Annotated in this window: 20 protein-coding genes and 1 pseudogene; 11 read left to right on the top strand and 10 right to left on the bottom strand. The window is 41.7% G+C overall.

Annotated elements, in window-relative coordinates; all coding sequences use genetic code 11:
• From FTV11_RS13415 to FTV11_RS13395, 5 genes and pseudogenes are all read right to left on the bottom strand, one after another.
• A partial coding sequence (locus FTV11_RS13415; RefSeq protein WP_180074145.1) for a multidrug efflux RND transporter permease subunit occupies positions 1–2,770 on the bottom strand: 2,770 nt, incomplete at its 3' end.
• A complete protein-coding gene (locus FTV11_RS13410) occupies positions 2,770–3,933 on the bottom strand; it encodes an efflux RND transporter periplasmic adaptor subunit (protein ID WP_077109212.1) in 1,164 nt (387 codons plus the stop codon). The genes FTV11_RS13415 and FTV11_RS13410, both read right to left, overlap by 1 nt.
• Positions 3,934–4,309: 376 nt before the next feature.
• Positions 4,310–6,118, bottom strand: a complete 1,809-nt coding sequence (locus tag FTV11_RS13405; RefSeq protein WP_046267466.1) for a hypothetical protein — start codon at positions 6,116–6,118, stop codon at positions 4,310–4,312.
• 121 nt (positions 6,119–6,239) lie between these two features.
• Positions 6,240–7,079, bottom strand: a pseudogene (locus FTV11_RS13400) (YifB family Mg chelatase-like AAA ATPase); the annotation flags it as partial.
• A gap of 66 nt (positions 7,080–7,145) precedes the next feature.
• Positions 7,146–7,373, bottom strand: coding sequence for an accessory factor UbiK family protein (locus tag FTV11_RS13395; RefSeq protein WP_078189551.1), 228 nt, complete (start codon positions 7,371–7,373; stop codon positions 7,146–7,148).
• 278 nt (positions 7,374–7,651) lie between these two features.
• On the opposite strand from FTV11_RS13395, the gene glnK reads away from it, so the two are divergent.
• The 7 genes from glnK to FTV11_RS13360 all read left to right on the top strand — a co-directional run bounded on the left by glnK (position 7,652) and on the right by FTV11_RS13360 (position 13,835).
• Positions 7,652–7,990 (top strand): P-II family nitrogen regulator, encoded by a 339-nt coding sequence (gene glnK / locus FTV11_RS13390; RefSeq protein WP_067763174.1) that lies wholly within the window; start codon positions 7,652–7,654, stop codon positions 7,988–7,990.
• Between the two features lie 61 nt (positions 7,991–8,051).
• Positions 8,052–9,458 (top strand): ammonium transporter, encoded by a 1,407-nt coding sequence (locus FTV11_RS13385; protein WP_180022078.1) that lies wholly within the window; start codon positions 8,052–8,054, stop codon positions 9,456–9,458.
• A 138-nt stretch (positions 9,459–9,596) separates the two neighbouring features.
• Complete coding sequence (gene nrdR / locus FTV11_RS13380; RefSeq protein WP_067763170.1) at positions 9,597–10,055, top strand: transcriptional regulator NrdR; 459 nt, start codon at positions 9,597–9,599, stop codon at positions 10,053–10,055.
• A 36-nt stretch (positions 10,056–10,091) separates the two neighbouring features.
• Positions 10,092–11,195: a bifunctional diaminohydroxyphosphoribosylaminopyrimidine deaminase/5-amino-6-(5-phosphoribosylamino)uracil reductase RibD gene (gene ribD, locus FTV11_RS13375; RefSeq protein ID WP_180074143.1), complete on the top strand. Its 1,104-nt coding sequence runs from the start codon at positions 10,092–10,094 to the stop codon at positions 11,193–11,195.
• Complete coding sequence (locus FTV11_RS13370; protein WP_078189462.1) at positions 11,192–12,484, top strand: DNA adenine methylase; 1,293 nt, start codon at positions 11,192–11,194, stop codon at positions 12,482–12,484. The genes ribD and FTV11_RS13370 overlap by 4 nt, the downstream gene beginning before the upstream one ends.
• A gap of 33 nt (positions 12,485–12,517) precedes the next feature.
• Entirely contained in the window at positions 12,518–13,177 is a 660-nt protein-coding gene (locus FTV11_RS13365; RefSeq protein WP_078192598.1) for a riboflavin synthase, read from the top strand.
• Between the two features lie 112 nt (positions 13,178–13,289).
• Positions 13,290–13,835 (top strand): VTT domain-containing protein, encoded by a 546-nt coding sequence (locus FTV11_RS13360; RefSeq protein ID WP_078189460.1) that lies wholly within the window; start codon positions 13,290–13,292, stop codon positions 13,833–13,835.
• Between the two features lie 61 nt (positions 13,836–13,896).
• On the opposite strand, the gene FTV11_RS13355 is transcribed toward FTV11_RS13360, so the two are convergent.
• From FTV11_RS13355 to FTV11_RS13340, 4 genes are all read right to left on the bottom strand, one after another.
• The gene (locus tag FTV11_RS13355; RefSeq protein WP_078192596.1) at positions 13,897–14,115 is read right to left on the bottom strand and encodes a hypothetical protein; all 219 of its coding nucleotides are present in this window, start codon (positions 14,113–14,115) and stop codon (positions 13,897–13,899) included.
• A 142-nt stretch (positions 14,116–14,257) separates the two neighbouring features.
• Entirely contained in the window at positions 14,258–14,896 is a 639-nt protein-coding gene (locus tag FTV11_RS13350) for a hypothetical protein (RefSeq protein ID WP_180074142.1), read from the bottom strand.
• Positions 14,897–14,935: 39 nt separating this feature from the next.
• Positions 14,936–15,343, bottom strand: a complete 408-nt coding sequence (locus FTV11_RS13345; protein ID WP_078192594.1) for a DNA polymerase III subunit chi — start codon at positions 15,341–15,343, stop codon at positions 14,936–14,938.
• Positions 15,336–16,784 (bottom strand): leucyl aminopeptidase, encoded by a 1,449-nt coding sequence (locus FTV11_RS13340; RefSeq protein ID WP_078189456.1) that lies wholly within the window; start codon positions 16,782–16,784, stop codon positions 15,336–15,338. Before FTV11_RS13340 ends, FTV11_RS13345 begins: the two co-directional genes overlap by 8 nt.
• Positions 16,785–16,943: 159 nt before the next feature.
• Between FTV11_RS13340 and lptF the strand changes: the two genes are divergently transcribed.
• From lptF to FTV11_RS13320, 4 genes are all read left to right on the top strand, one after another.
• A complete protein-coding gene (gene lptF / locus FTV11_RS13335) occupies positions 16,944–18,044 on the top strand; it encodes an LPS export ABC transporter permease LptF (RefSeq protein WP_180039927.1) in 1,101 nt (366 codons plus the stop codon).
• A 1-nt stretch (position 18,045) separates the two neighbouring features.
• The gene (gene lptG, locus FTV11_RS13330; RefSeq protein WP_078192591.1) at positions 18,046–19,116 is read left to right on the top strand and encodes an LPS export ABC transporter permease LptG; all 1,071 of its coding nucleotides are present in this window, start codon (positions 18,046–18,048) and stop codon (positions 19,114–19,116) included.
• Between the two features lie 122 nt (positions 19,117–19,238).
• Positions 19,239–20,786, top strand: coding sequence for a 2,3-bisphosphoglycerate-independent phosphoglycerate mutase (gene gpmI, locus FTV11_RS13325; protein WP_180026523.1), 1,548 nt, complete (start codon positions 19,239–19,241; stop codon positions 20,784–20,786).
• A gap of 17 nt (positions 20,787–20,803) precedes the next feature.
• Complete coding sequence (locus FTV11_RS13320) at positions 20,804–21,979, top strand: S41 family peptidase (protein WP_180074141.1); 1,176 nt, start codon at positions 20,804–20,806, stop codon at positions 21,977–21,979.
• A 22-nt stretch (positions 21,980–22,001) separates the two neighbouring features.
• Here FTV11_RS13320 and FTV11_RS13315 read toward each other — a convergent pair whose 3' ends face one another.
• Complete coding sequence (locus FTV11_RS13315) at positions 22,002–23,429, bottom strand: sigma-54 dependent transcriptional regulator (protein WP_180039935.1); 1,428 nt, start codon at positions 23,427–23,429, stop codon at positions 22,002–22,004.
• Between the last annotated feature and the right edge of the window lie 11 nt (positions 23,430–23,440).

The raw sequence follows: 23,440 nt of genomic DNA, 5'->3' as shown, positions 1-23,440 counted from the left end.
TGATCATGCCGACCTTAAAGAAAATATCATTTGGCATACCACGTAACATTACTGCTAAAAAGGCGCCAATCAACCCTAGAGGGACAACTAGCATCACAGAGAATGGAATTGACCAGCTTTCATAAAGTGCTGCCAAGACAAGGAAAACGACTAACATCGACAACAGTAATAAAAACAAGGTTTGTGATTCCGACTGTTTTTCTTCTAGAGAAATCCCAGTCCACTCATAACCCACACCTTTCGGAAGCTGTTTAATCAAATTTTCCATCTCAGTCATGGCTTGTCCTGAAGATACACCTGCTGCTGGACTGCCAGAAATACTCAATGATGGACGACCGTTGTAACGATTGTATTGTTGTGGTGAATGTTGCCAAATGGGTGTAATTATTTCAGACATTGAAACCAATTTACCGCTTTGACTGTTCACTTTAATCTGAAGAATATCTTCAATACTCATGCGTGATTTGGAATCAAGCTGCACTATGACTTGCTGCATGCGGTCTTGATTTGGAAAGTCATTGATGTACATCGAACCCATTGAGGTTGAAATAATATCGGTCACATCACTGAAATTAACACCTAATGCCTGCAATTTATCTCTATCAATTTTAAGCTGTACAGAACTGCCATCTGGCAAACCTTCAGGATAGACCTCCGCCACGATTTTACTTTGTGCTGCTAATGCTAAAAGCTGATCTTGCGCTTCTCTTAAAGCAGGCATGCCAATATTGCCACGATCTAATAATCTCAGTGAAAAACCAGATGAGTTACCTAATTCATCAATGGCTGGTGGTAACACAGACATGGTTTGACCTTCTGAACTTTCAGCCATCGCTATATTTGCATTATTCACGACTTCTTGTGCCGTAATAGTACGCTCTTCGAATGGCAATAGATTAGTAAAATACATCGCTGTATTCTGACCAGAACCACTAAAACCAAAACCTAAGACTGCCATATTGTCTTTAATACCCGTTTCTTGGTCTAAATGATTTTGAAACTCAGCAACGACTTTACGGGTACGTTCTTGAGTTGCATCCGCAGGAAGCTGAATTGAAGTCATAAACCACCCCTGATCTTCTTCTGGCATAAACGCAGTCGGAACGTGTTTAAAACTAAAAATCAGCACAATGACAATGCCTAAGAAACATAACATTGCGAGGGTTTTATGTTTAATTACTTTAAATAAACTACGTTCGTAGCGATTGTTCAGCTTCTCAAAACTGCGATCAAACCATGCAAAAACACCTTTTTTCTGATGGTCTTGATCAATCGGTTTTAACATTGTTGCACATAACGCAGGGGTTAATGTCAATGCAAGGAAAGCTGAGAATAAAATGGAAACTGACATGGTAATGGTGAATTGGCGATAGATAATCCCCACCGAGCCTGACGCCAATGCCATCGGCAAGAATACAGCGGCTAACACTAAGGTAATACCAATAATCGGATTGGTAATTTCCTTCATGGCTTTAGATGTGGCTTCAACTGGAGATAAACTTTCTGTCGCCATAATTCGTTCAACATTCTCAATGACCACAATCGCATCATCGACAATAATCCCAATCGCAAGCACCATGCCGAACATGGTCAGCACATTAATCGAAAAACCTGCAAGTAGCATGACTGAAAATGTGCCAAGCAATGCAATCGGTGCAACGATCGCTGGAATTAAGGTGTATCGAACATTATGTAAGAAAATAAACATGACAATAAAAACTAAAGCCATAGCTTCAAGCAATGTCATGATTACTTTTTCAATCGAAACTTTTACAAAAGGTGCAGTGTCGTAAGGTATAGAGAATTTCATACCATCAGGCAATGCTAGACTTAATTGTTCAATTTTTGCTTTTACACCCTCTGCAGTCTTAACAGCATTGGCACCAGGACTCATTTGTATCGCCACAGCTGTAGAGGCTTTACCATTTTCTAAAATCGCAAAGTTATACATTTGCGCACCAATTTCGACACGAGCAACATCCGATAATCGAACAATGGCACCATTTTGTTGAGCACGTAAACTAATGTTCTTGAATTGCTCTACAGTTTCTAATTGACCTTGAGCAGTCAAAGGAATGGTGATTTGTTGCCCCTTCAACGCAGGAACATCACCAATACGACCCGGTGATATCGGCAAGTTTTGGTTTTGGATGGCTGTATTCACATCTTGAATACTCAATCCATAAGAGACCAAGCGGTCTGGATCGACCCAAATTCGCATGGCTTTCTCAGCACCAAAGTTTTGGACTTTACCAACACCTTCGACCCGTTTTAATTCTTCAATTACATAGCGAGTCATATAGTCACTGACATCAATTTCACTATATTTGCCATTTGGTGAACTCAACCCCATCATCATTAAAAAACCAGATGATGCAGCATCAACCATCAGCCCCTGTTGTCGAACTGTTTGGGGTAGGCGCGACTCAATGGCTTTAATTTTGTTTTGTACATCAACTTGTGCCAGTTCTACATCTGTGCCTGGTTTAAAGGTTGCGGTGATTGTTGCTGTTCCAGAACTATCCGAACTTGAACTGTAATACAGTAAGTTCTTGACACCTGACATTTCCCGCTCAATCAATGTCACAACACTATCATTCAGTGTCTTTGGGGTAGCACCTGGATAGATTGCAGTAATACTGATCTGTGGTGGCGCAACACTCGGAAATCTTGCAATAGGTAACTTGGGAATACTGAGTACACCTAACAAAATAATAAATAAAGCGATCACCCATGCAAAAACAGGACGCTTAATGAAAAATTGAGACATTATTTCTTGCCTCCACTTTCCTGAGTATTTGTAGGTTGCCACTGCTTAATTTTTAGTTTTTGCTCAGGCTGTATACGATCAGCGCCTTCAACAATAACTTTTTCGCCTGCTTGTAATCCTTGTGTTACTACATAGCTATTTTGATAACGTTGACCAAGCTGAATAGGCTTGCTTTGCGCTAAACCTTTTTGATTAACAATCGTAACATTGGCTTTACCATTAATATCATGTTGAATCGCTTGTTCAGGTACTAACAGCGCATTTTCAACTTGAGCTCGGCTCATATTGACTCGAACATACATGCCTGGCAAAAGTTTTTGATTTTGATTATTGACTAGAATACGAATCGTGACATCACCCGTGTCAGGATCAACTTTAGTATCTGAAAATAGGATTTCACCTGTGACATTATAAGGTTTACCCTGACTATTCAGGATTTCAACCGTATGTTTGATGTTTGACACGTCACCTTGCTGCAAAGCTTCCTGTAGCTTTTCATAATCACTAATTGATTGCTTTACATCGACGTAGACTTTATTAATCTGTTGTATTACGGCCATCGCATTGCTATCGCCTTGACCAACCAATGCACCTTCAGTCACTAAGATTTCACCAATCGTTCCTGAGATGGGTGCTGTGACAGTGGCATATTTAAGATTGAGCTGCTGTCTACTTAACATAGCTTGCATTTGCGCCACATCGGCTTTTGCTTTTTTATAATCTGCTTCCGTATTGTTGTATTCCTGCTGACTAACCGCATTTACTTTTACCAATTCAGTGTAGCGTTTTAACAGCACCTGCAAACGTGTCACCTCAGCTTGTGCACGGTTTAAAGTAGCTTGATTGCTTTTTACATCTGCCTGAAAGATTTCAGAATTTAATTTAAAAAGTGGTTGACCTGCTTGCACATAAGAGCCTTGTTTAAAAAGCACTTTATCAACAATTCCACCTACTTGCGGACGAATTTCAGCAATCCGGTAAGCTGTAACACGGCCGGGAAGATTTTCAATTACATTCATAGATTGCGGTAATACAGTGATGGTACTGACCACCACCGGCGGCATTTCTGCTGCGGACTGTTCAGCATCTTTGGATTGTGTACAGCCGATCAAAAGTACAGTTGTAATAAGTATTGAACTTATTAAATGATGACATGTTTGCATGTTTTTTCAGAGAGAGTTTTAGATGCTACTATTTTGAAATAGCAGTGTTTATGAATTGCTAATGTTATGTGGAGATTGTGTGGAGAAAACTGTTAAATGGGAAGTAATTTTAATTTGGCTGAAACTATTATTAATAATAAACACTTGATTTTGTTAAGCTAAATTATTGTTTTATAATAACTTTATTAATATTGGTTGATTGAGAAACCTGTTGGAAGTTTTAGATATATTTCATACTATTCTTTATATGAGTTATCTATTTAAAAAGAAGTAATAAAGAAGCTAATGGATCATTTTGAAGTAGAAGTTTTAAAACAAGCTGCTTCGTAATTCTTCAATAAATACGAAGCATATTTTAGTAAATTTAATTCTCTATTTATAATTTTTTCTTTTTTATTAATATTTTGAAAATTTTATTAAAACTTGCAACCCAATCAGCTTGGTCAGTATGCATGTGCTTCATGGCTCTTTTTTGATTGAAGTTAGTCTTGCAAATATCGAACCATTTTTTTGTTCCTTTTTTCCCCTCAATTGCTTCACAAATCATGGTTATATTTTTTTCATTAAGCATCTCTTTGGTAATAAATAGAAAAAAACAAAATGCTTCATTATTTTTGTTATTTTTCTTAATATCAATAAGGTAAAGATGATCATGAAATTCGGCTAACTCTAACTTTAAAAACAAAAGTAATCTTCCAACGTCATCGTTAATCCAAGTATTATGAATAGGGAATTTAACGATGGGCTTTATCTGTAAAAGTGAAAAGGTGTCTGAAAGATTTCCACTTTGATCAATGCAAGATACTTTAGTTAATTTAGTAGAATCTTTTTTAGCTTCAATGTTTTTTAAACTACTAAATATAAGAGCAAGATCATCTACATCTAGTTTATTCGGTTTTTTTTCTGAATTTTCAGATTTTGTAGGTTTATTCTTTCTATTGCCATAACGGTTGCCTGATGATTCTTCATCTTTATTTTCATTTTTTTCTTTACTTTCAATATATTGTATATTTGATTCAGTTTCAATTACTTCTTCAATAATCTCAATATCGAAGTCAGTAAAATCTACTGAAATATCAGTCTGTTTTTTATTTTCACCTCTGTTGTGAGATGGGTCTTCTTGGGTGTTGATACGAGTGTTATTGCGTTTTTTTTTGTTTCGACCTTGTCTATGAACTTTATCTTTATCAATGGTTTCTATCTGTTCCTCTGATTCTGTTACAGGTGCATAAGCTACTATAGGAAAATCAGCAATAGGAGAAACTTTAGATACGTGTGTAATTAAAAATCGTTTTCCATTTTCAAGCCAAATACCTTCGGCAGTTAAGCTCATTGTTGTTGAATGCGGAGGAATTACACTAGGAAATCTAGATGGATATGGCTTTCCAGTTTTATCGAGTTTTATGTCATTTAACGAATTTCGTATATTTAGCACTTTTTCTTGGGTGTTTTTGTTTAGTGCTAGATTTGCCAAAAATGTGATCGCTTCTTTTCCTATGGTTTTAACCATATTTTTTTTCAGTACAACAGATATTTTTTCAACATTTTCAACATTTTCAACATTTTGAATTTCATATTTTTCTAAAAATAAATCAACTATATGTGAAATACTGTAATTTTCATTGATGATATGGCCTCTAATGTCCTTTCTTGCAGGGATATAAAAAGCATGGAGTGAATGAATACAACTTGTAAGTACTTCGATATTATCATTTGATTTTAAAATACAATATTTACTCATTAAAAATGGGTAATATCTAAAAGGCACATTTGCACTGTATTCATTTTTAGGAATGAATATTTTTTCATTATATAAGTAGTATTCGTCTGAATCAGGAATCTTAGCATCAAATCTAATGATCTTTGGTTCGTTAATGGAAAAATCAAACTCAAAATTAACTGTTCTCAGACAGTTATTAAAAGAGAATTTTCTTCCCTCTATTCGTGTTTGGCCTTTCCATATTGTGCCAATTTGTACTGTATCCAAATCTCGAAAAGTGACATCATATTTGTTGTAAGAATTTTCAGATACATTTAAACGATTAGGGTTTGCCGCATCAAGCTCAACAAGTAGAACTTCAATTAATATATTGTCAGATTCAGAACTCGAATTTAACTTTAAACAACTATATAGGTAGACAACTCGTTCGATTTCATCATCAGGAAATGAGTCAATAGAGGTCATATCAGAATATACTCTAATAAAGGTTATTATAAAAAAGAAATTATGAGTTATTAATAGTCTATTTTTATATATTTGACTAGCTTCTATTTTTGTAAACTAGCTTTTATTTTTGTAAGTGACATCCTCCACCGACGAGGGCGATCGCAGACGCAGTATGGTGCGGCGCACGAAATGGACGCTGCCCAAAATGATGATTTGCACCTGCAATGGAATAAATACTCGCGACTTGCAAATTTTCTTGCATATCTAAGGGCGGAAGAATGCTGGCCAAACGCGAGGCGAGTAGAGTTTTACCTGTGCCTGGAGGGCCACGAAATAGCAGGGAATGACCGCCAGCCGCCGCAATTTCTAAAGCACGACGTGGTCTCAGTTGACCTTTCACATCAGATAAATCAAAAGGGTAACTGTGTTGATTGGCTGACGATGTTGAAGGGTGGCTACTGATTAAGGCTGAACGACTTAAATGTTCACATACATCCTTAAGATGCTGTGCAGGAAAGACTTGGAACTCCGGCAGTTGCGCCGCTTCATCGGCATTGAGTGCTGGTAGAATCAGATGATGCCCGATATGCTGACAGGCAATGGCTATACTTAAGATGCCACTGACAGGTCGTAAATAACCATCAAGTGCCAATTCTCCAATAAATTCAAAACCATCTGCTGCATTTTCAGGAAGTTGTCCCGACGCGATCAGAATCCCTAAAGCAATGGCGAGATCTAAACGTGAACCATCTTTGGGTAAATCTGCGGGTGCTAGATTAATGGTCAGACGTTTGGTCGGAAACTGAAAGCCGCTATTAATAATCGCAGAGCGGACACGGTCTTTACTTTCACGGACGGCGGCCTCAGGTAGGCCCACAATGGTCAATGACGGTAGGCCTTGGCTGACATGAACTTCAACTTCAATTTGGGGTGCATTTAAGCCGAGCAAACCCCGAGTATAGATTTTGGCAAAAGACATATTATTGTTCCGTTATGGTGCATTATTTTTAATCGTTATGCGTCTTTTGTTGCACTAAAAAGGTGCTTATTTTTTGTTCTGAATTTTTTGTTCGAGTTCTTCGACGTGTTTCAACAATTCATTTAAACGTAAATTGGCATTATTCAGTGCAGTACGTTGGCGTTCGATTTCTTCTTTAGATACGAGATCCATTTTGCTCACAGCTTCATTGAGTAAGCTGCGAAGATTATGTTCGACGTCTTTTTTCGGCTGATCGATTTGTTCTAATATCGCTTGTAATAAGGTTTCAATCATTGTTTTGACCATCCTCAGTGAATTGGTGGCAGCAGTTTAACATCGCCACATTCATGACCATAGTGCTTTTATTTAAATATGCGTTTAATCGATCAGTAAAATCGTAATTCTTCTAGTAAAAACGTCTATTTTTATAAGCATACGCAAGATTATCCGTATAAAATAGGTTATAAAGAAATCTCATGCTGGGCTGACTATTTTCCCCCGACTGTAGTCATATTGGCATGAAAATTGAACATAAAACCTTACAGGTGAAATAAGCCGAAGGAAAACAAAACATGAAGCTCGTAACTGCAATTGTAAAACCTTTTAAATTAGATGACGTGCGTGAAGCACTCTCTGAAAATGGTGTTCAAGGGATCACTGTCACTGAAGTTAAAGGCTTCGGTCGCCAGAAAGGTCACACTGAACTTTATCGTGGTGCTGAATATGTGGTTGATTTCTTACCAAAAGTAAAAATCGAAATCGCAATCAGTGATGAAATGGTCGATACCGTAATTGAATCAATTACTCGTGTTGCAAGCACAGGAAAAATTGGCGACGGTAAAATTTTTGTAAGCAATCTGGAACAAGTCATCCGTATCCGTACTGGTGAAACAGGTGCAGATGCCGTTTAAAAAATTGGCATGAAGTTTGCTGAGTAGCTAATAACTCAGAAAATCAGGTCGGGGGATACGAATGAAAAAAATGCTAATTGCACTCGGCTTGTCCAGTGCACTTTTAGGTGGTTCTGTTGCGTGGGCTGAAGAAAGCGCAACAGCACCTACAGAAGAAGTCACAGTAGTTGATACTGCAAATACAACAACGCTAAATACAACAGAAGCTGCAGTTCCAGTTGAAGCAGCGCCAGCACCTGCAGAACCAGCACCTACAGAAGAAGAACCTAAGCTCGATACAGGTGATACAGCATGGATTTTAGTATCCACTGCACTTGTTCTACTTATGACAATTCCCGGTTTAGCATTGTTTTACGGCGGTATGGTCCGTAAGAAAAATGTACTCAGCACGATGGCACACAGTTTTGTTGCGGCAGGTGTCGTGAGCTTAACGTGGGTGATTGTGGGTTATACCTTAGCATTTGGTGAAGGTAATGCCTTTATCGGTAGCTTAGACAAATTTATGTTGTCGGGCATCACCACAGAAGCCTTGTCCGGTACGATTCCAGAGATTCTTTTTGTTATTTTCCAAATGACATTTGCCATCATTACTGTTGCCATTATTAGCGGTTCGATTGCAGAACGTATGAAATTCGGTGCTTTCGTTGCGTTCATCGCAATTTGGAGTGTCGTGGTTTATGCACCAATTACCCACTGGGTATGGGGCGGTGGTTGGTTAGGTAACGACGGTGCGCTTGATTTTGCGGGTGGTACAGTTGTTCACATCAACTCAGGTGTTGCGGGTCTCGTTGCAGCGTACATGCTTGGCAAACGTATGGGGCTTGGCCGTGAATCTATGGCACCACATAACCTAACGCTAACTGTCATCGGTGCAAGCCTTGTATGGGTAGGTTGGTTCGGTTTCAACGGTGGTTCTGCACTGGGTGCAAATGGTTCCGCTGGTTATGCATTGGTGGTAACACAAGTTGCAGCAGCGGCAGCAGCAGTGGCATGGTTAATTACTGAAAAAGTAGTTCGTGGTAAAGCGTCTGTCTTGGGTGGTGCTTCTGGTGCGGTAGCAGGTCTTGTGGTGATTACACCTGCGGCTGGTTTTGTAACAGTTGGCGGCGCTCTAGCGATGGGTCTGATCGGTGGTGTGGTTTGCTTCTGGGGTATTACTGCGCTGAAACGTGCGTTGAAAGCGGATGATTCTTTGGATGCGTTTGGCCTACATGGTGTCGGTGGTATCGTGGGTGCGATTCTTACAGCATTCTTTGCCAGCGAATTCATCATGGGTGATAAAGCACCGAGCAACTTAATGCATCAATTATGGGTTCAAGTCGAAGGTGTACTAGCGACTATTGCTTACTCAGCAGTGATGACATTCATTATCTTGAAAGTGATTGATCTGGTGATTGGCATCCGTGTTGAAGCTGATGACGAACGTATGGGTCTAGACTTAAGTCAACATGGTGAACGTGTAGAATAATAAGATCACAGTAAATCAATATATTGTGTAAAACAGCCCGAAAGGGCTGTTTTTTTTCCATATCTAGCGTAAAGCTCTACAAATTTCAAAATTTTTGCTACACTCTAAATCCATTCGGATTTGTTCAATTTAACCGTTATGCATTGTCCATTTTGCAACGCTGAAGACAGTAAAGTGATTGACTCACGTCTTGCTGCTGAAGGCTGTCAGATACGCCGCCGCCGTGAATGTATTAGTTGCGGTGAACGTTTTACAACTTTTGAAAGTTATGAAGTGGTGATGCCGCGTGTCATCAAGTCTGATTCAAAGAGCGAACCTTTTGATGAAGCCAAGCTCCGCCGCTCGCTGATGCATGCCTTGCAAAAGCGTCCAGTAACGCAAGAGCAAATTGAAACGGTACTCAGTGATATTCAATTGCAAATTCGCCGTTTGGGTGAACGTGACGTGAAATCACGCACCATTGGTGAAATTGTCATGCAGTCTTTGTTTGCTTTAGATCATGTGGCTTATGTACGTTTTGCTTCTGTGTATCAAGACTTCCAAGATGTAGAAGCTTTTCGTCGTCAAATTGAACAAATGCAGCAGCGTGAGCACTAATGCACATCTGCTTCCATTTTTATCATGAGTGATTACATGTCTGAGTTAGATCAAGTGACGTTGCAGCAGCATCAACAGTGGATGCAGCGTGCAATTGCATTGGCACAGCAGGGGCAATACAGCACTCGTCCCAATCCCAATGTGGGCTGTGTGATTGTCAAAGACGGTCAATTGGTTGGTGAAGGCTTCCATCCCAAAGCGGGTCAACCGCATGCAGAAGTCTTTGCAATGCGTGATGCAGGTGAGGCCGCACGTGGCGCAACCGCTTATGTGACTTTGGAGCCTTGCGCACACTATGGACGTACACCACCTTGTGCCAAAGGCTTGGTGGAAGCAGGTGTTGCTCAAGTCGTTGTGGCCTGTCCCGATCCGAATCCATTGGTTGCGGGTAAAGGTGTACAAATCCTACGTGATGCTGGCATTGAAGTGATTACGGGTATTTGTGAAGCAGAAGCGCATCAATTGAACTTGGGCTTTTTAAAAGCCATGGCGACGGGCATGCCTTATGTCCGCCTCAAAGTCGCATCGAGCCTTGATGGACGCACAGCGATGGCCTCGGGTGAGTCTAAGTGGATTACGGGTGCAATGGCGCGACAAGATGTACAACATTGGCGTGCGATATCAGGTGCTGTGATTACTGGGATTGAAACAGTATTAGCCGATGATTGCTTACTCAACGTACGTCAGCTCGATGACGATGTTGACATGCATAACGTGGTTCAGCCGAAACGCATCGTGCTAGATCGCCAAGGCCGCTTGCCATTAACTGCAAAAATATTGCAGCAACCTGAAACCGTGATGGTCATGGGGCCATATCGTCAGGAACTTGCTGACTTGGGCGTGGTACAATTTGAAATTCAGCCCTTGGCCGATCTGTTAGCAGTTTGTGTTCAACAGTTCCAAATTTATGATGTACTTGTGGAAGCTGGTGCGACACTTTCGACCGCTTTCTTACAAGAACATTTGATCGATGAAATGATCAGTTATGTTGCACCGACCTTGTTGGGTCAGTCAGCACGTGCGATGTTTAATGCGGAATTTGACCGCATGGCAGAGCAGCTTCGATTTAAGCTGAAAGATGTCACTCAATTGGGTGATGACATTCGCTTAAGGTTAATCCCTTCTCAAGAGACGCTATGAATTCAGAGTCTACGGTTTATCACAAACGTCGTCATGCGGCTCGTACCACAGACGAATATCTTTTCCATCAGTTGGTTCCTTATTTGGGAAACAAACGCCGTCTATTACATCTGATTTTAGAAGCACTTGAGCAAACGGGAACCTTAAAACGCGAAGATGGTCGTGCGCCGATATTTGCTGACTTTTTTGCAGGTTCGGGTGTGGTGTCACGGTTGGCACGTCAAAACGGCTATCGTGTTATTGCCAATGACTGGGAACCTTACAGTCATGCCTTGAACAGCGCGATTCTCTCTTGCGTTGAAGCACCAGCGTTTAAAGAGTTGGGTGGCTATCAGAAAGCGATTGATTATCTGAACCGTTTGCCAGAAGTTAAAGGTTGGGTGACCCATAACTTGTGTCCACGTAATGATGAAATCTACGATCCTGCACGTGACCGCTTATTCTTTAAACGCCGTAACGGTATGCGTATCGATGCGATTCGTCAGCAAATTGCAACTTGGCAGGCTCAAGGCGCGATTGATGATGTGGAAATGAGTGCTTTGTTAGCGCCGTTATTGTACTCAGCAAGTTTTGTCAGTAATACCAGCGGTGTATTTAAAAGCTTCCATCATGGTTGGGGCGGTAAAACCCAAGCGGCCTTGGATCGTATCGGCTCATTGTTATGGCTGACTCCAAGTCGTTTTTGTGAAATTGGTGATCCGAAAAAACCCGCCGCTGAAATGTGGTGTGTCGACGCACAGCATTTGGCCAATCAAATGAGTGGCTTTGAAGTGGATGTGGCTTATCTCGATCCACCGTATAACCAGCACGCTTACAGCAGTAACTACCATGTGTTGAATGCCTTAACGTTATGGGATCAGGTGGATTTACCAACGCCAGATACCAAAGGCTTTAAGAGTGGAATCGACCGTGCATGGCGTAAGGAACGTCCAAGTCCATATAATTCTTCGAAGCATGCGAAAGAAGCTTATGAAAAATTATTAGAAACCATCAATGCACGTTACATCCTGACGAGCTATTCAACCGATGGTAATATCAGCGCCACAGATTTGTTACAAGCCAATTTAAAACGTGGCCGAGTAAGCTTATTGACGCAAGATGTACCACGTTACCGCGTGAGTAAGCAGCGTCAGTCTGAACGTGCACGCGTACTAGAGTTTATTGTCATCACGGATACGCATGCCAAATCAGGTCCACCGATCCGTCAGTTGTTGAGTCAATTGCACCATTTTGCAGAATTGGGTGGTGTCGATACCTCTGGTGTGAGTACGCAACTTGATTTGTGGTAAAAATCATCGCCCCATATTTTTCAGGGATTGAACATGTTTACAGGCATTATTGAAAGTCTAGGTAAAGTTGAAAGCATTCAAAACGTGGGTGGCGATGTCCGCTTGCGTATCCAGACAGATTTAGACATGTCGGATGTGCATTTGGGGGATTCTATTGCCACCAATGGCATTTGCTTAACCGTGATCGACTTTGGCAGTAATTGGTATGCAGCCGATGTATCACGTGAAAGTTTAAATCGTACCACCTTGGAACACTGGAAAGCAGGGCAGGCGGTGAATGTGGAAAAAGCCATGTTGCCGACTACGCGTTTTGGTGGACATATTGTCAGTGGTCATGTCGATGCAGTGGGTGAAATCACTCAAGTTCGTTCAGATGCGCGTTCTATTTATTTTGAAGTGACCGCACCGAAAGAAATTGCACGCTATTTAGCGGAAAAAGGCTCTGTGACCGTGGATGGTATTAGCCTGACGATTAACCATTTACGAGGTAATGTGCTGAGCTTAAATTTAATTCCGCACACGGCTGAACGAACCAATATCGGTACGTGGAAGGCTGGGGCTAAAGTGAACTTGGAAGTGGATGTTTTAGCACGTTATATTGAGCGTTTATTGCTTGGTGATAAAGCCGCTGAGACCACAGCGCAATCAAAAATTAGCTTAGATTTTCTCGCTGAAAATGGCTTCTTGAAATAAGTTGATACCGAAGAAAACCAAACAGTCTGATTGAAAAATTAGACTGTTTTTTTATTTTTGGTGATAATGCGTCGCGGAATGACATATATGATGAATAATCAGACAGGTGATAATGATTGATTTCTTACTGAATCTGGAACAGTGGTTACCCATGTTATTGGAAAATTATGGTGTGTGGATTTATGCCATTTTATTTCTGGTGATATTTTCAGAAACGGGTTCAGTATTTATGTTCTTCCTGCCGGGAGACAGCCTGTTGCTTGCCATCGGCGCATTATGTTCAACGACGGAAGTGGTGCATTTACACACCATGGGGCTGATGTTATTTGTCGCATCGGTCTTGGGCTACTGCGTCAATTACTATACGGGCAGCGTGCTAGGCATTAAGTACTTTAATAAGCACACACGTTACTTTAAGCCCGAATATATGGTCAAAACCAATAAATATTTTATGAAGCATGGCGGTAAAACGATTTTAGTCGCACGCTTTGTACCTTTTGTACGTTCTTTTGCGCCTTTTGCTGCTGGATCTGCACGCATGAGCCTTGGCACATTTATGTTTTATAACGTGCTAGGTGGTTTTATCTGGATTGGATTATTACTCGGTATCGGTTATTTCCTAGGACATACCGTTTCTGCAGTTGCAGATTTGGTCTAAGCCAAACTTAAACATAAAAAAGCCCACAGTTGTGGGCTTTTTTTATGGAGTAGATGACCACTTAGTGTTTTGTAACGGTCACTACATCAAGGGTTTGAAAAATCGAGCTGTGGGGCGGTTGCTGAATGCTAAAACCACCTTTTTCTGATTCACGGCTGAGATACACCGAAATACTGTGAAAGTCTGAATGACTCAGCCAAAGATCTTTGGCACGAATGTCCCATTGTTCTCCAGCAGATAGAGAGGATATTTTCTGGGTAATCTGGTGAATGATGTCCATATTGAATTTCCATCTGGATGCATGATTATATTTTTAGGATGCCTGAAGCATTGTATTTTGAGGGACAATGCTTCAGCCATATGAACATCATGTTGCAAATACATGTCAGTTTAATGACAGTGACCAGATTTCGATGGACGGCTTAAGATGCTTGGGAAGATGTAGATTCTGTCGAAAAATTAGAGTTTTCTAAGATATAGTCAATTTCTTCTTGTGCGGCTGTTTTCAATTTTGCACGGAAATCACTGACGGCCATTTCGATTTGCGTTTCTGCTTCAAGTTCCAAACGCACGCGTACACTTTCGAGTTCTGACAACATTTGTCCTTCGCTAACCGATAAGCTTTGACTTAATCCCGCTAAACCCGTTTCAGGGTTTTTATGATAGCGAGCGGCATAGTGTTGTACTTCACGATCAAGATTATGCTGCATCATGGTGAGCGCTTGCGTTTGTGCAGCAAAGCGTAACTCTTCGTCGCGTCTCAGTTGTTCTGCATAGGCTTGTTCAGCTTCACGTTTTTCTTCTAAGGCTTTTTCTAAAGCCAATTGTTTGCGAATACGAGCATCTTCAATCAGCTGTGCTTTCAAATCTGCATAAGCAGACTCAATTTTGTCAAAAGACACTTGCTGTTGCTGTTGGTCATTGACTAGCCATTGTTGAATGTCTGTACTGGGATTGAGTACATCGCAAACGCGACCAAGGTCATCAATAAAGGTCTGACGAATAGCTTCAGGTACTTTTAACCAGCGCTGTTTAAAGTCTGGACCGACATTCAATGCCATGGTGCACCTCCTTGCAAATAGGGTAAAACCAATATCACGTTAAAGTTTATGGGTCTGCGGTTGAACGCCCAAACGTCGATATTGTTTATATTTTTCACGCCCGATAATTTTAGCGGGTTCGTTATTTTCAATAATTTCGATAATGTGACTAAAACTTGCGAACTGTTCAAGTGCTTGATCGTTAAAATTAAACACAATCCAGTCGGCTTGCTCAGGCAATTGGGCAGAAATACAGACCGTTGCCTCGGGTTGATCGATACCATGGGGAATGAAACCTGTGTGATCGAAACTCCACAGGCGTTCATCAAGTTGTTGCTGTAAGTCTGGGTCAGCACAATGTAGCCAAATACGTACAGGCTGACGCAGGATCTTACGGCATAAACGACAAGTGCTTTCGACTTGTCGTTCAGGACTTTTTTCAAATAAATAAAAGCTAACTTTAGCCATTCGCTTGAGCACGATTCGCTAAGAATTGCATTAATAATGGTACAGGACGACCTGTTGCGCCTTTATTTGCACCAGAGTTCCATGCAGTCCCAGCAATGTCTAAATGCGCCCAACGGTATTCACGCGTAAAGCGTTGAAGGAAACATGCAGCGGTCACAGAGCCTGCTTTTGGACCACCAATGTTGGCAATATCTGCAAATGGAGAATCAAGTTGTTCTTGATAATCTTCAATCACTGGCATGCGCCATACGCGGTCAAAGCTATGTTGACCCGCAGCAGTCAATTCAGCCGCAAGTTCATCATCAGGGGTGAACATACCGGTAAGGACTGAACCTAATGCCACAACACATGCACCAGTGAGGGTTGCAATATCAATCACCAATGCAGGGTTAAAGCGTTTTACATAGGTCAAGGTATCGCACAGCACCAAACGACCTTCGGCATCGGTATTTAAAATTTCAACGGTTTGACCGCTCATGGTCGTCACGATGTCACCCGGGCGAGTGGCATGACCAGACGGCATGTTTTCTGCAGCAGCAATTGCGCCGACTACATGAATTGGTAATTTCGCTTCACACAGCGCACGGATGGTACCCAAAACTGATGCAGAACCGCACATGTCGAATTTCATTTCGTCCATGCCTGCACCCGGTTTAAGTGAGATACCACCCGTATCAAAAGTCACGCCTTTACCAACAAGCACCACAGGTGCTTCTTCACGGTTTGAAAGGTATTCGATGGTAATAATACGGCCTGGACGGTCAGAACCTTTGCTCACAGCAAGGAAAGCACCCATACCGAGATCAGCCATTTGCTGTTCATCGAGTACAGTCACTTTGAGTTGATCCGGAAATTCAGCTGCAAGCGCTTGAGCTTGTTCGGCTAAATATTCAGGGAAACAGATATTGCCCGGACGGTTACCTAGGTCACGGGTAAAACTTTGACCTGATTGTACTGCAGAAATTAAGTCAAGCTGTGCAGTGGTTAATGGACTTTCAGCAGCGATTAAATGGATCTGCTCCAAAACAAATTCATTTTTCTTAGACTTGTATTCATCAAAGGCATAAGCCGCTTGCGTCAGGCTAAGTGCAAATAAATAATGTTGTTCTTGTGGTAGGGCAGAGATATCGACACTGATCTGTTTGAATTTTTTTTGTGACGCTTTAATAATGGTTTGTGCAATTTTTGCAAATTTATTGACCTGTAATTCAGCAACTTTGCCGAGGCCTAAAAGAGCGCTATTGCGACAAGCGGCAATGTTCGCCACCAAAGGCAGGCTTTCATTGAGTGCTGCTTTAAATTGAGTCGCTTCAATTAAATTATCTAAATCATTGATTTGATATGAAGTAGCTGCATTTGTAACGTGCTCAGAATCTACTAATATCAACAAATATTGGCTGGACGCATTCGCTTGGAATGACGTATTAATAGAAAGTTTCATGTGCGGTATTTATGCCTTTTTAAATTTATAAACCATTAAACCATTGAAACATTTATATGAATAGAGTTTCAATGAGCAACAAGGGTATAGGTTTTATATTTTCTACATTCGGGTAAACTAACGCTAGTTTTTATTGGCCCTATTTTTGGAAGAATTAATTTGATTATTCGGCGTTATCTGGTCAAGCAAGTGGTGTCGACATCACTGGTTGTGATTGCCTTATTGACCTTGATCATGATGGGTGGTCGTTTGATCAAGTACTTTGGTGTGGCGGCGCAAGGTCGTTTAGATGCAAGTATTTTATTTAGCATTATTGGCTACCGTTTGCCTGAATTTTTAACCTTAATTCTTCCGCTCGGTTTCTTTATTGGTCTGATGTTGGTCTTTGGTCGTCTGTATGTCGATCATGAAATGGCTGTGCTCAATGGTAGTGGTGTCAGTCGAAATCAATTGTCACGTTTATTGGTGCCGATGACTGTGGTCTTTATGGCTGTTCAAGCATTTTTGATGCTGTGGGCTTCGCCTTGGGGCATCCGTCAGTTTGAAGCATTAACGACTTCGCAAGCGGTACGAACAGGCTTTGACTTGGTTCGACCAAAAGAGTTTATTTCCTCTGGGCCCTATACCATTTATGCAGGGGACTTGTCAGAAGACCGTAAAAACTTAAAAGATATTTTCTTTTATCAGCGTGCAGAAAAAGAGGGTAAGCCTGATGTCATTATTTTGGCAAAAGAAGCGACCCGCGTCGAAGTGCCCAATGATAATGCCAATGTGGTTGACTTAGTTGAAGGTCGCCGTTACGAAATCTATCCGGGACAACCACGCTATTCTCAAGCTGAATTCCAAAACTATCGTTTACGTTTAGAAAATGATAAAGAAGCAAAATTTGAAAGTACCGAAGTAGAAGCTTTGCCAACCTCGAAGTTATGGGATAACCGTCATGATCCTGTGGTTGCCAGTGAACTTGGTTGGCGAATTTTTGTGCCGTTCGCTATTTTGGTGGCGTTATTGCTTGCCACCGCTTTGTCTGAGGTAAGTCCTCGTCAAGGGCGTTACCTAAAACTGTTCCCAGCCTTACTTATTTTTGCCAGTTTAATCGTAGCTTTAATGGCGATCAAAACGCGAATCAGTAAAGATGAAATGGGCATCTGGGCTTATCCACTGGTCTTAGTGATTTACGGTATTGCAGCAGCATTGTTCTCGCGTAAACAAAAATTAGCGCCCAAAATTAAGAAACAAATTCAGCGAGTGAGGTCTTAAAATGTTGGCACGTCGTATAGTTGCAAAACATGTGACCAAAACTACTGCTTTAGCCATGCTTGGTGCGACCGCGGTATTGGCTGGCTTACAAGTGCTTTTTACTTATTTAGGTGAATTGGGCTCGCTGAAAGAAGGCTATAACGCATGGAATGCTTTGCAGTATGTGTTATGGAGTTCACCGAATTATTTATATGAAATTTTACCAATTTCAGCCTTGATTGGAGCGGTACTGGGTTTAGGGACTCTAGCTTCAAACAGTGAATTGATTGTGATGCGTTCGGTCGGCATCAGCCTTTGGCGGATTGTGGGCTGGGTGATTCGTTCGGCACTCATTTTGGTGGTTTTATCCTTTGCATTAAGCGAATGGGTCATTCCCTATACCAATGAACAAGCCAAAAGCGTCAAAAGTCACCGCACTGCGGCTGAACTGGGCGAAGTCAAAGGCTATTGGTCACGTGAAGGCCAGCGCTTTATTTATATTGACTATGCCAATTCACAAGGTCAAATTAAAGATGTTCAGGTTATTGATTTTGATGAAAAATATCGTTTGCGAGGCACTTTGGATGCGGAGCAAGGGAATTTTGTCAAAAATGGCTCTTGGTCGCTGCAAAATTCAACCCAAGTCGATCTCTTAGCGACGGGTGATGCCGTGGCGAAGCAAAATGCTGAACAGCCGCTTTCATTGGCCTTGCAACCCAAATATGTGCATATGGTTACCATTGATCCTGAAGACCTATCACCGAGTCAATTGGTGAGCTTTATGAGCTATATGCATGAATATAGCCAAGTCCCGAAGACTTACCAATTGGCGTTTTGGCAAAAGTTTGGTTCACCCTTTGCTTTAATTGCCTTGGTGGTGATCGCGTGTTCTTTTATTTTTGGACCTTTACGTCAACAGTCGATGGGTTTCCGCTTGGTGATTGCCTTATTTGCTGGACTGGGCTTTTACTACTTACAAGATTTCTTAGGTTATGCAAGTTTGGTGTACGCACCATCGCCTGCATGGTTCGTCTTTATACCAATTATTTTGATGTTTGTAGCGGGTGGCTATCTGCTGCACCGCGCACGTTAAGTGCATGCAAGATTGAGTAAAACAATGTTGATGACCTAGATAAACCATGGTTGTCACATAGAGTCTTCACCGAAAATTCGGTAAGATAGTATGATTAATTTATAAACGAAAGAGTGTTCATTATGACGGATGCAACTGCTGGCAAAATCCCACACGTATTAGTAATTATGGATGGTGTGGGTCATCGCGAAGCGGTCGAGGACAATGCCTTTTTAGCAGCAAAACGACCAAACTTGACTGCAATGCAGGAAAAGCATCCGCATGGATTGATTTCAGGCTCTGGCGAAGACGTTGGTTTACCTGATGGTCAAATGGGTAACTCTGAAGTGGGCCACATGAACCTTGGTGCAGGACGTGTGCTGTATCAAGACTTTACTCGTATTACCAAAGATATTCGTACCGGTGCATTCTTTGAACATGACGTTTTAGTCGATGCGGTTGAAAAAGCCAAAGCTGCAAACCGTGCTGTACATATCATGGGCTTGTTGTCTGAAGGTGGTGTACATTCACATGAAGATCACATTGTGGCGATGGCTGAATTGGCATTAAAACGTGGTGCAAAAGTTTATCTTCATGCATTCCTTGATGGTCGTGATACGCCACCAAAAAGCGCACAACCTTCGCTTGAAAAATTAGATGCGCTGTTTGCTCAGTATCCGGGTCAAGGTCGTATTGCCACCATGATTGGTCGCTACTTTGCAATGGATCGTGACAACCGTTGGGATCGTGTTGAGCAAGCCTATCGTCTTTTAACTGAAGGTGAAGCAGTGCGTACAGCAGCGACTGCTGTTGAAGGTCTAGAGCAGGCTTATGCTGCTGAAGAATCAGATGAATTTGTGAAAGCGACGCGTATTGGTGATTTAGCACCGATCCAAGATGGTGATAGCGTTGTCTTCATGAACTTCCGTGCTGACCGTGCGCGTGAAATTACCAAAGCTTTTGTGGAAAAAGATTTTGCAGGTTTTGAACGTAAAGTGGTTCCCGCTTTATCAAAATTTGTCATGTTGACACGTTACCAAGCGACAATTGATGCACCTGTGGCTTATATGCCAGAAGCGTTACATAACTCGATTGGTGAATACCTGTCTAATTTGGGTAAAACACAACTGCGTATTGCTGAAACTGAAAAATATGCACACGTGACCTTCTTCTTCAGTGGTGGTCGTGAAGATGAATATCCGGGTGAAAAACGTATTTTAATTCCATCACCAAACGTTGCGACTTATGACTTAAAACCAGAAATGAGTGCTTATGAAGTCACTGATGAGTTGGTTGCCGCAATTAACTCAGGTGAGTACGACTTACTCGTGGTGAACTATGCCAATGGTGATATGGTTGGTCATACTGGTGTGTTTGATGCAGCAGTCAAAGCAGTTGAGGCCGTAGACACGTGCTTAGGTCGTGTATATGAAGCTGTGATGGCAAATAAAGGTCACATGTTAGTGACCGCCGATCATGGTAACGTAGAGCAAATGCAGGATTACCAAAGTGGTCAGGTGCATACTCAACATACCACTGAACTTGTGCCGTTTATCTATGTTGGCCCGACCAATGCAACAATTGCAGAAGGTGGTGTTTTGGCTGACGTAGCGCCGACACTGTTAACTCTTATGCACATTCCTGTACCAACAGAAATGCAAGGTCGTAACTTGATTACTCTTGAATCTTAAAATGTAAGGAAGCATGAATGACTAAAGCACACTGGACGTCAGTTGTAAGCCTTACAGCCTTGCTGCTGTGTTCTAGTCATTCGACATGGGGAGCCGACAAAGCAAAGTCGGCTTTCGATGAATTTGATGGCAGCTATGAACAAAGTTATGCCGAAGTACCTGTCGAATCAATCCAACAATTTGTTCAAATCTATGGCATTGTCAAAGAAAATTATGTCGTTGAAAAAAATGACGATGCATTATTCCAACAAGCCATCAAAGGCATGGTCAGTGGTTTAGACCGCTATTCACGATATCTTTCATCTGAAGACTATAAGCAGCTTTTGCAATATACCGAAGGGGATATTGCGAGTGTCGATTTCAATTTGCGCTTTGATGCAGGTCTACAGCAATGGGTCATCACCAATTTAAAGCCTGATGCCGACTCAGCAAAGCTAGGTCTGAAAAATGGCGCGGCGGTGTTTAAAATTGATGATCAAGAACTCAAAAAACTCAATCAAGATCAAGTGCGACACTTACTCACCGGCAGTATCGGCTCGACGCTGAATCTACAGCTGATAACTGCAAGTCAACCGGTTAATTTGGTCAGAAACACTAAAGTTGAAACAGATATAGAATCTAAATTATTAAATAATCAGGTTTTAGTATTACACGTTAAAGTTTTTCAACAAGATACTGCCAATGAAATAAAGCGTTTAATTGAAAGTCACGGTTCACGTGTCAAAGCCGTATTGTTTGATTTAAGAAATAACCCCGGTGGGTTATTGTCCGCAGCTGTCGAGTCTGCCGATTTATTTTTGAATCAGGGCATTATTGTGTCGACTCGAAGTCGATCTGAGGGTGACCAACAATTTCAGGCTTTACCAAGTTTTGAATTTCAAAATATGAAAGTCGGCATCTTAATCAACAATCGTTCTGCTTCTGCCGCAGAGGTCTTTACCGCAGCCTTAAAAGAGCATAAACGTGCATGGGTAGCGGGTGAGAAAAGTTATGGTAAAGGTGTGGTTCAAAAACTATTTCCATTGAGTAATGGTGCGGCTTTACAAATGACTGTGTCGCAATATCTGACCCCGAATGGCAAAATGATTGAAGGAATTGGGGTGCAGCCAGACTATAACTATCCGCTGCAACATGATGCGCGTGAAGATCACTATGTCGATCATGTTGCAGAGTTATTGCTGAATCAAAAATAAACAGCAATACGCTGGAAAGCTTTTACTCTTCGTCTTCGGTATCTAAACCGAATTTTTTCAAACGATAGCGCAATGAACGGAATGACATGCCTAATTTTTTTGCGGCAAGGGTTCGGTTCCAGTGGGTGATGTTCAACGCATTCATGAGCACTTCTTTTTCGATATTTTCTAAAAAGAGCTCTAAGCCTTCTTCAGGTAGTTTGCGAGGGACCACACTCTGTTCGTTGCTGTTTGCACCTAGCTGAGCGGATTCATTCGTTGTTGGAGCGGAATTGAACTGAGCACTTGGTTGTCTTAATGGCGCACTTTGCAGATGTTGAAGATCAATCTGATCATCATCGCAGAGGGTCATAGCGCGTTCGATAATATTGCGGAGTTCACGCACATTACCTGGATAATATTGGCTGAGCAGGAAACTCTTCGCACGTTCAGTTAGAGGCCTAGTGGCAATTTCCCATTCATGGCTAATTTTTTGAATAAAATGTTGAGCCAATAAGAGGATATCGTCGCCACGTTCACGTAAGGCAGGCAACACTAAATCCATCACATGGATGCGGAAGAATAAATCTTGGCGGAAGCGACCTTGTTGGACGAGTGCTTCTAAGTCCTGATGGCTGGCGCTGATCACACGGAAATCAACGTCAATTTCACAGTCTGAACCTACAGGACGAATACGTTTTTCCTGTACTGCGCGTAGCAATTTAACTTGCATGGCTAAAGGTAGTTCGGCAATTTCGTCCAAAAATAAGCTACCGCCATGTGCAGATTGAATCAGACCTTGTTTGTCTTGGGTGGCACCACTAAAGCTGCCTTTTTTATGGCCAAAAAGTTCACTTTCCATTAACTCTGTGGGAATTGCCCCGCAGTTAATGGCAATAAAGGGTCCTTCATTACGGTTGCTTAAACGGTGAACCAAATTGGCCACGACCTCTTTACCCGTACCAGATTCACCCGTAATAAAAACAGGTGCTTGTGAACGTGCAATTTTCTTTAGAGTTCGACGCAATTGCTGGATTGGAAGCGATTCACCAATCAACATTTTATGTTCTAAAGCATCTTGCGAAGTAATGTCTTCGGCCAATGGCTTATTCAGGGCTTTTTGTAGCAGTTGTTCAAGATGTTTGGGATTGATCGGTTTGCTGACAAAATCGAATGCTCCCGCCTTTAATGCGGCAATGGCAATGTCCATGTTGCCATAGGCTGTAAGCACAGCAACGGGCAGGGCAGGACAGTGTTCATTCATCCAATCTAAGAGCTGTAGACCATTACCATCGGGTAAGTTGAGATCGGTTAGGCAGGCATCGTAGCTATAGGTAGACAAGGCTTTTTTAGCTTCGTCGAGGCGATGTGCAACATGCGTTTTAACCCCCATCCTTGATAAAGACATCTGCATCAGCATACATAAGTCTTCTTCGTCATCAACTAACAATACCAGTGGTTGTGAATCCACAGTTTTCCCCT

The organism is Acinetobacter sp. YH12231, assembly GCF_013417755.1.
Taxonomy (GTDB): Bacteria; Pseudomonadota; Gammaproteobacteria; order Pseudomonadales; family Moraxellaceae; genus Acinetobacter; species Acinetobacter amyesii.
This window is presented reverse-complemented; position numbering and strand designations above follow the sequence as displayed.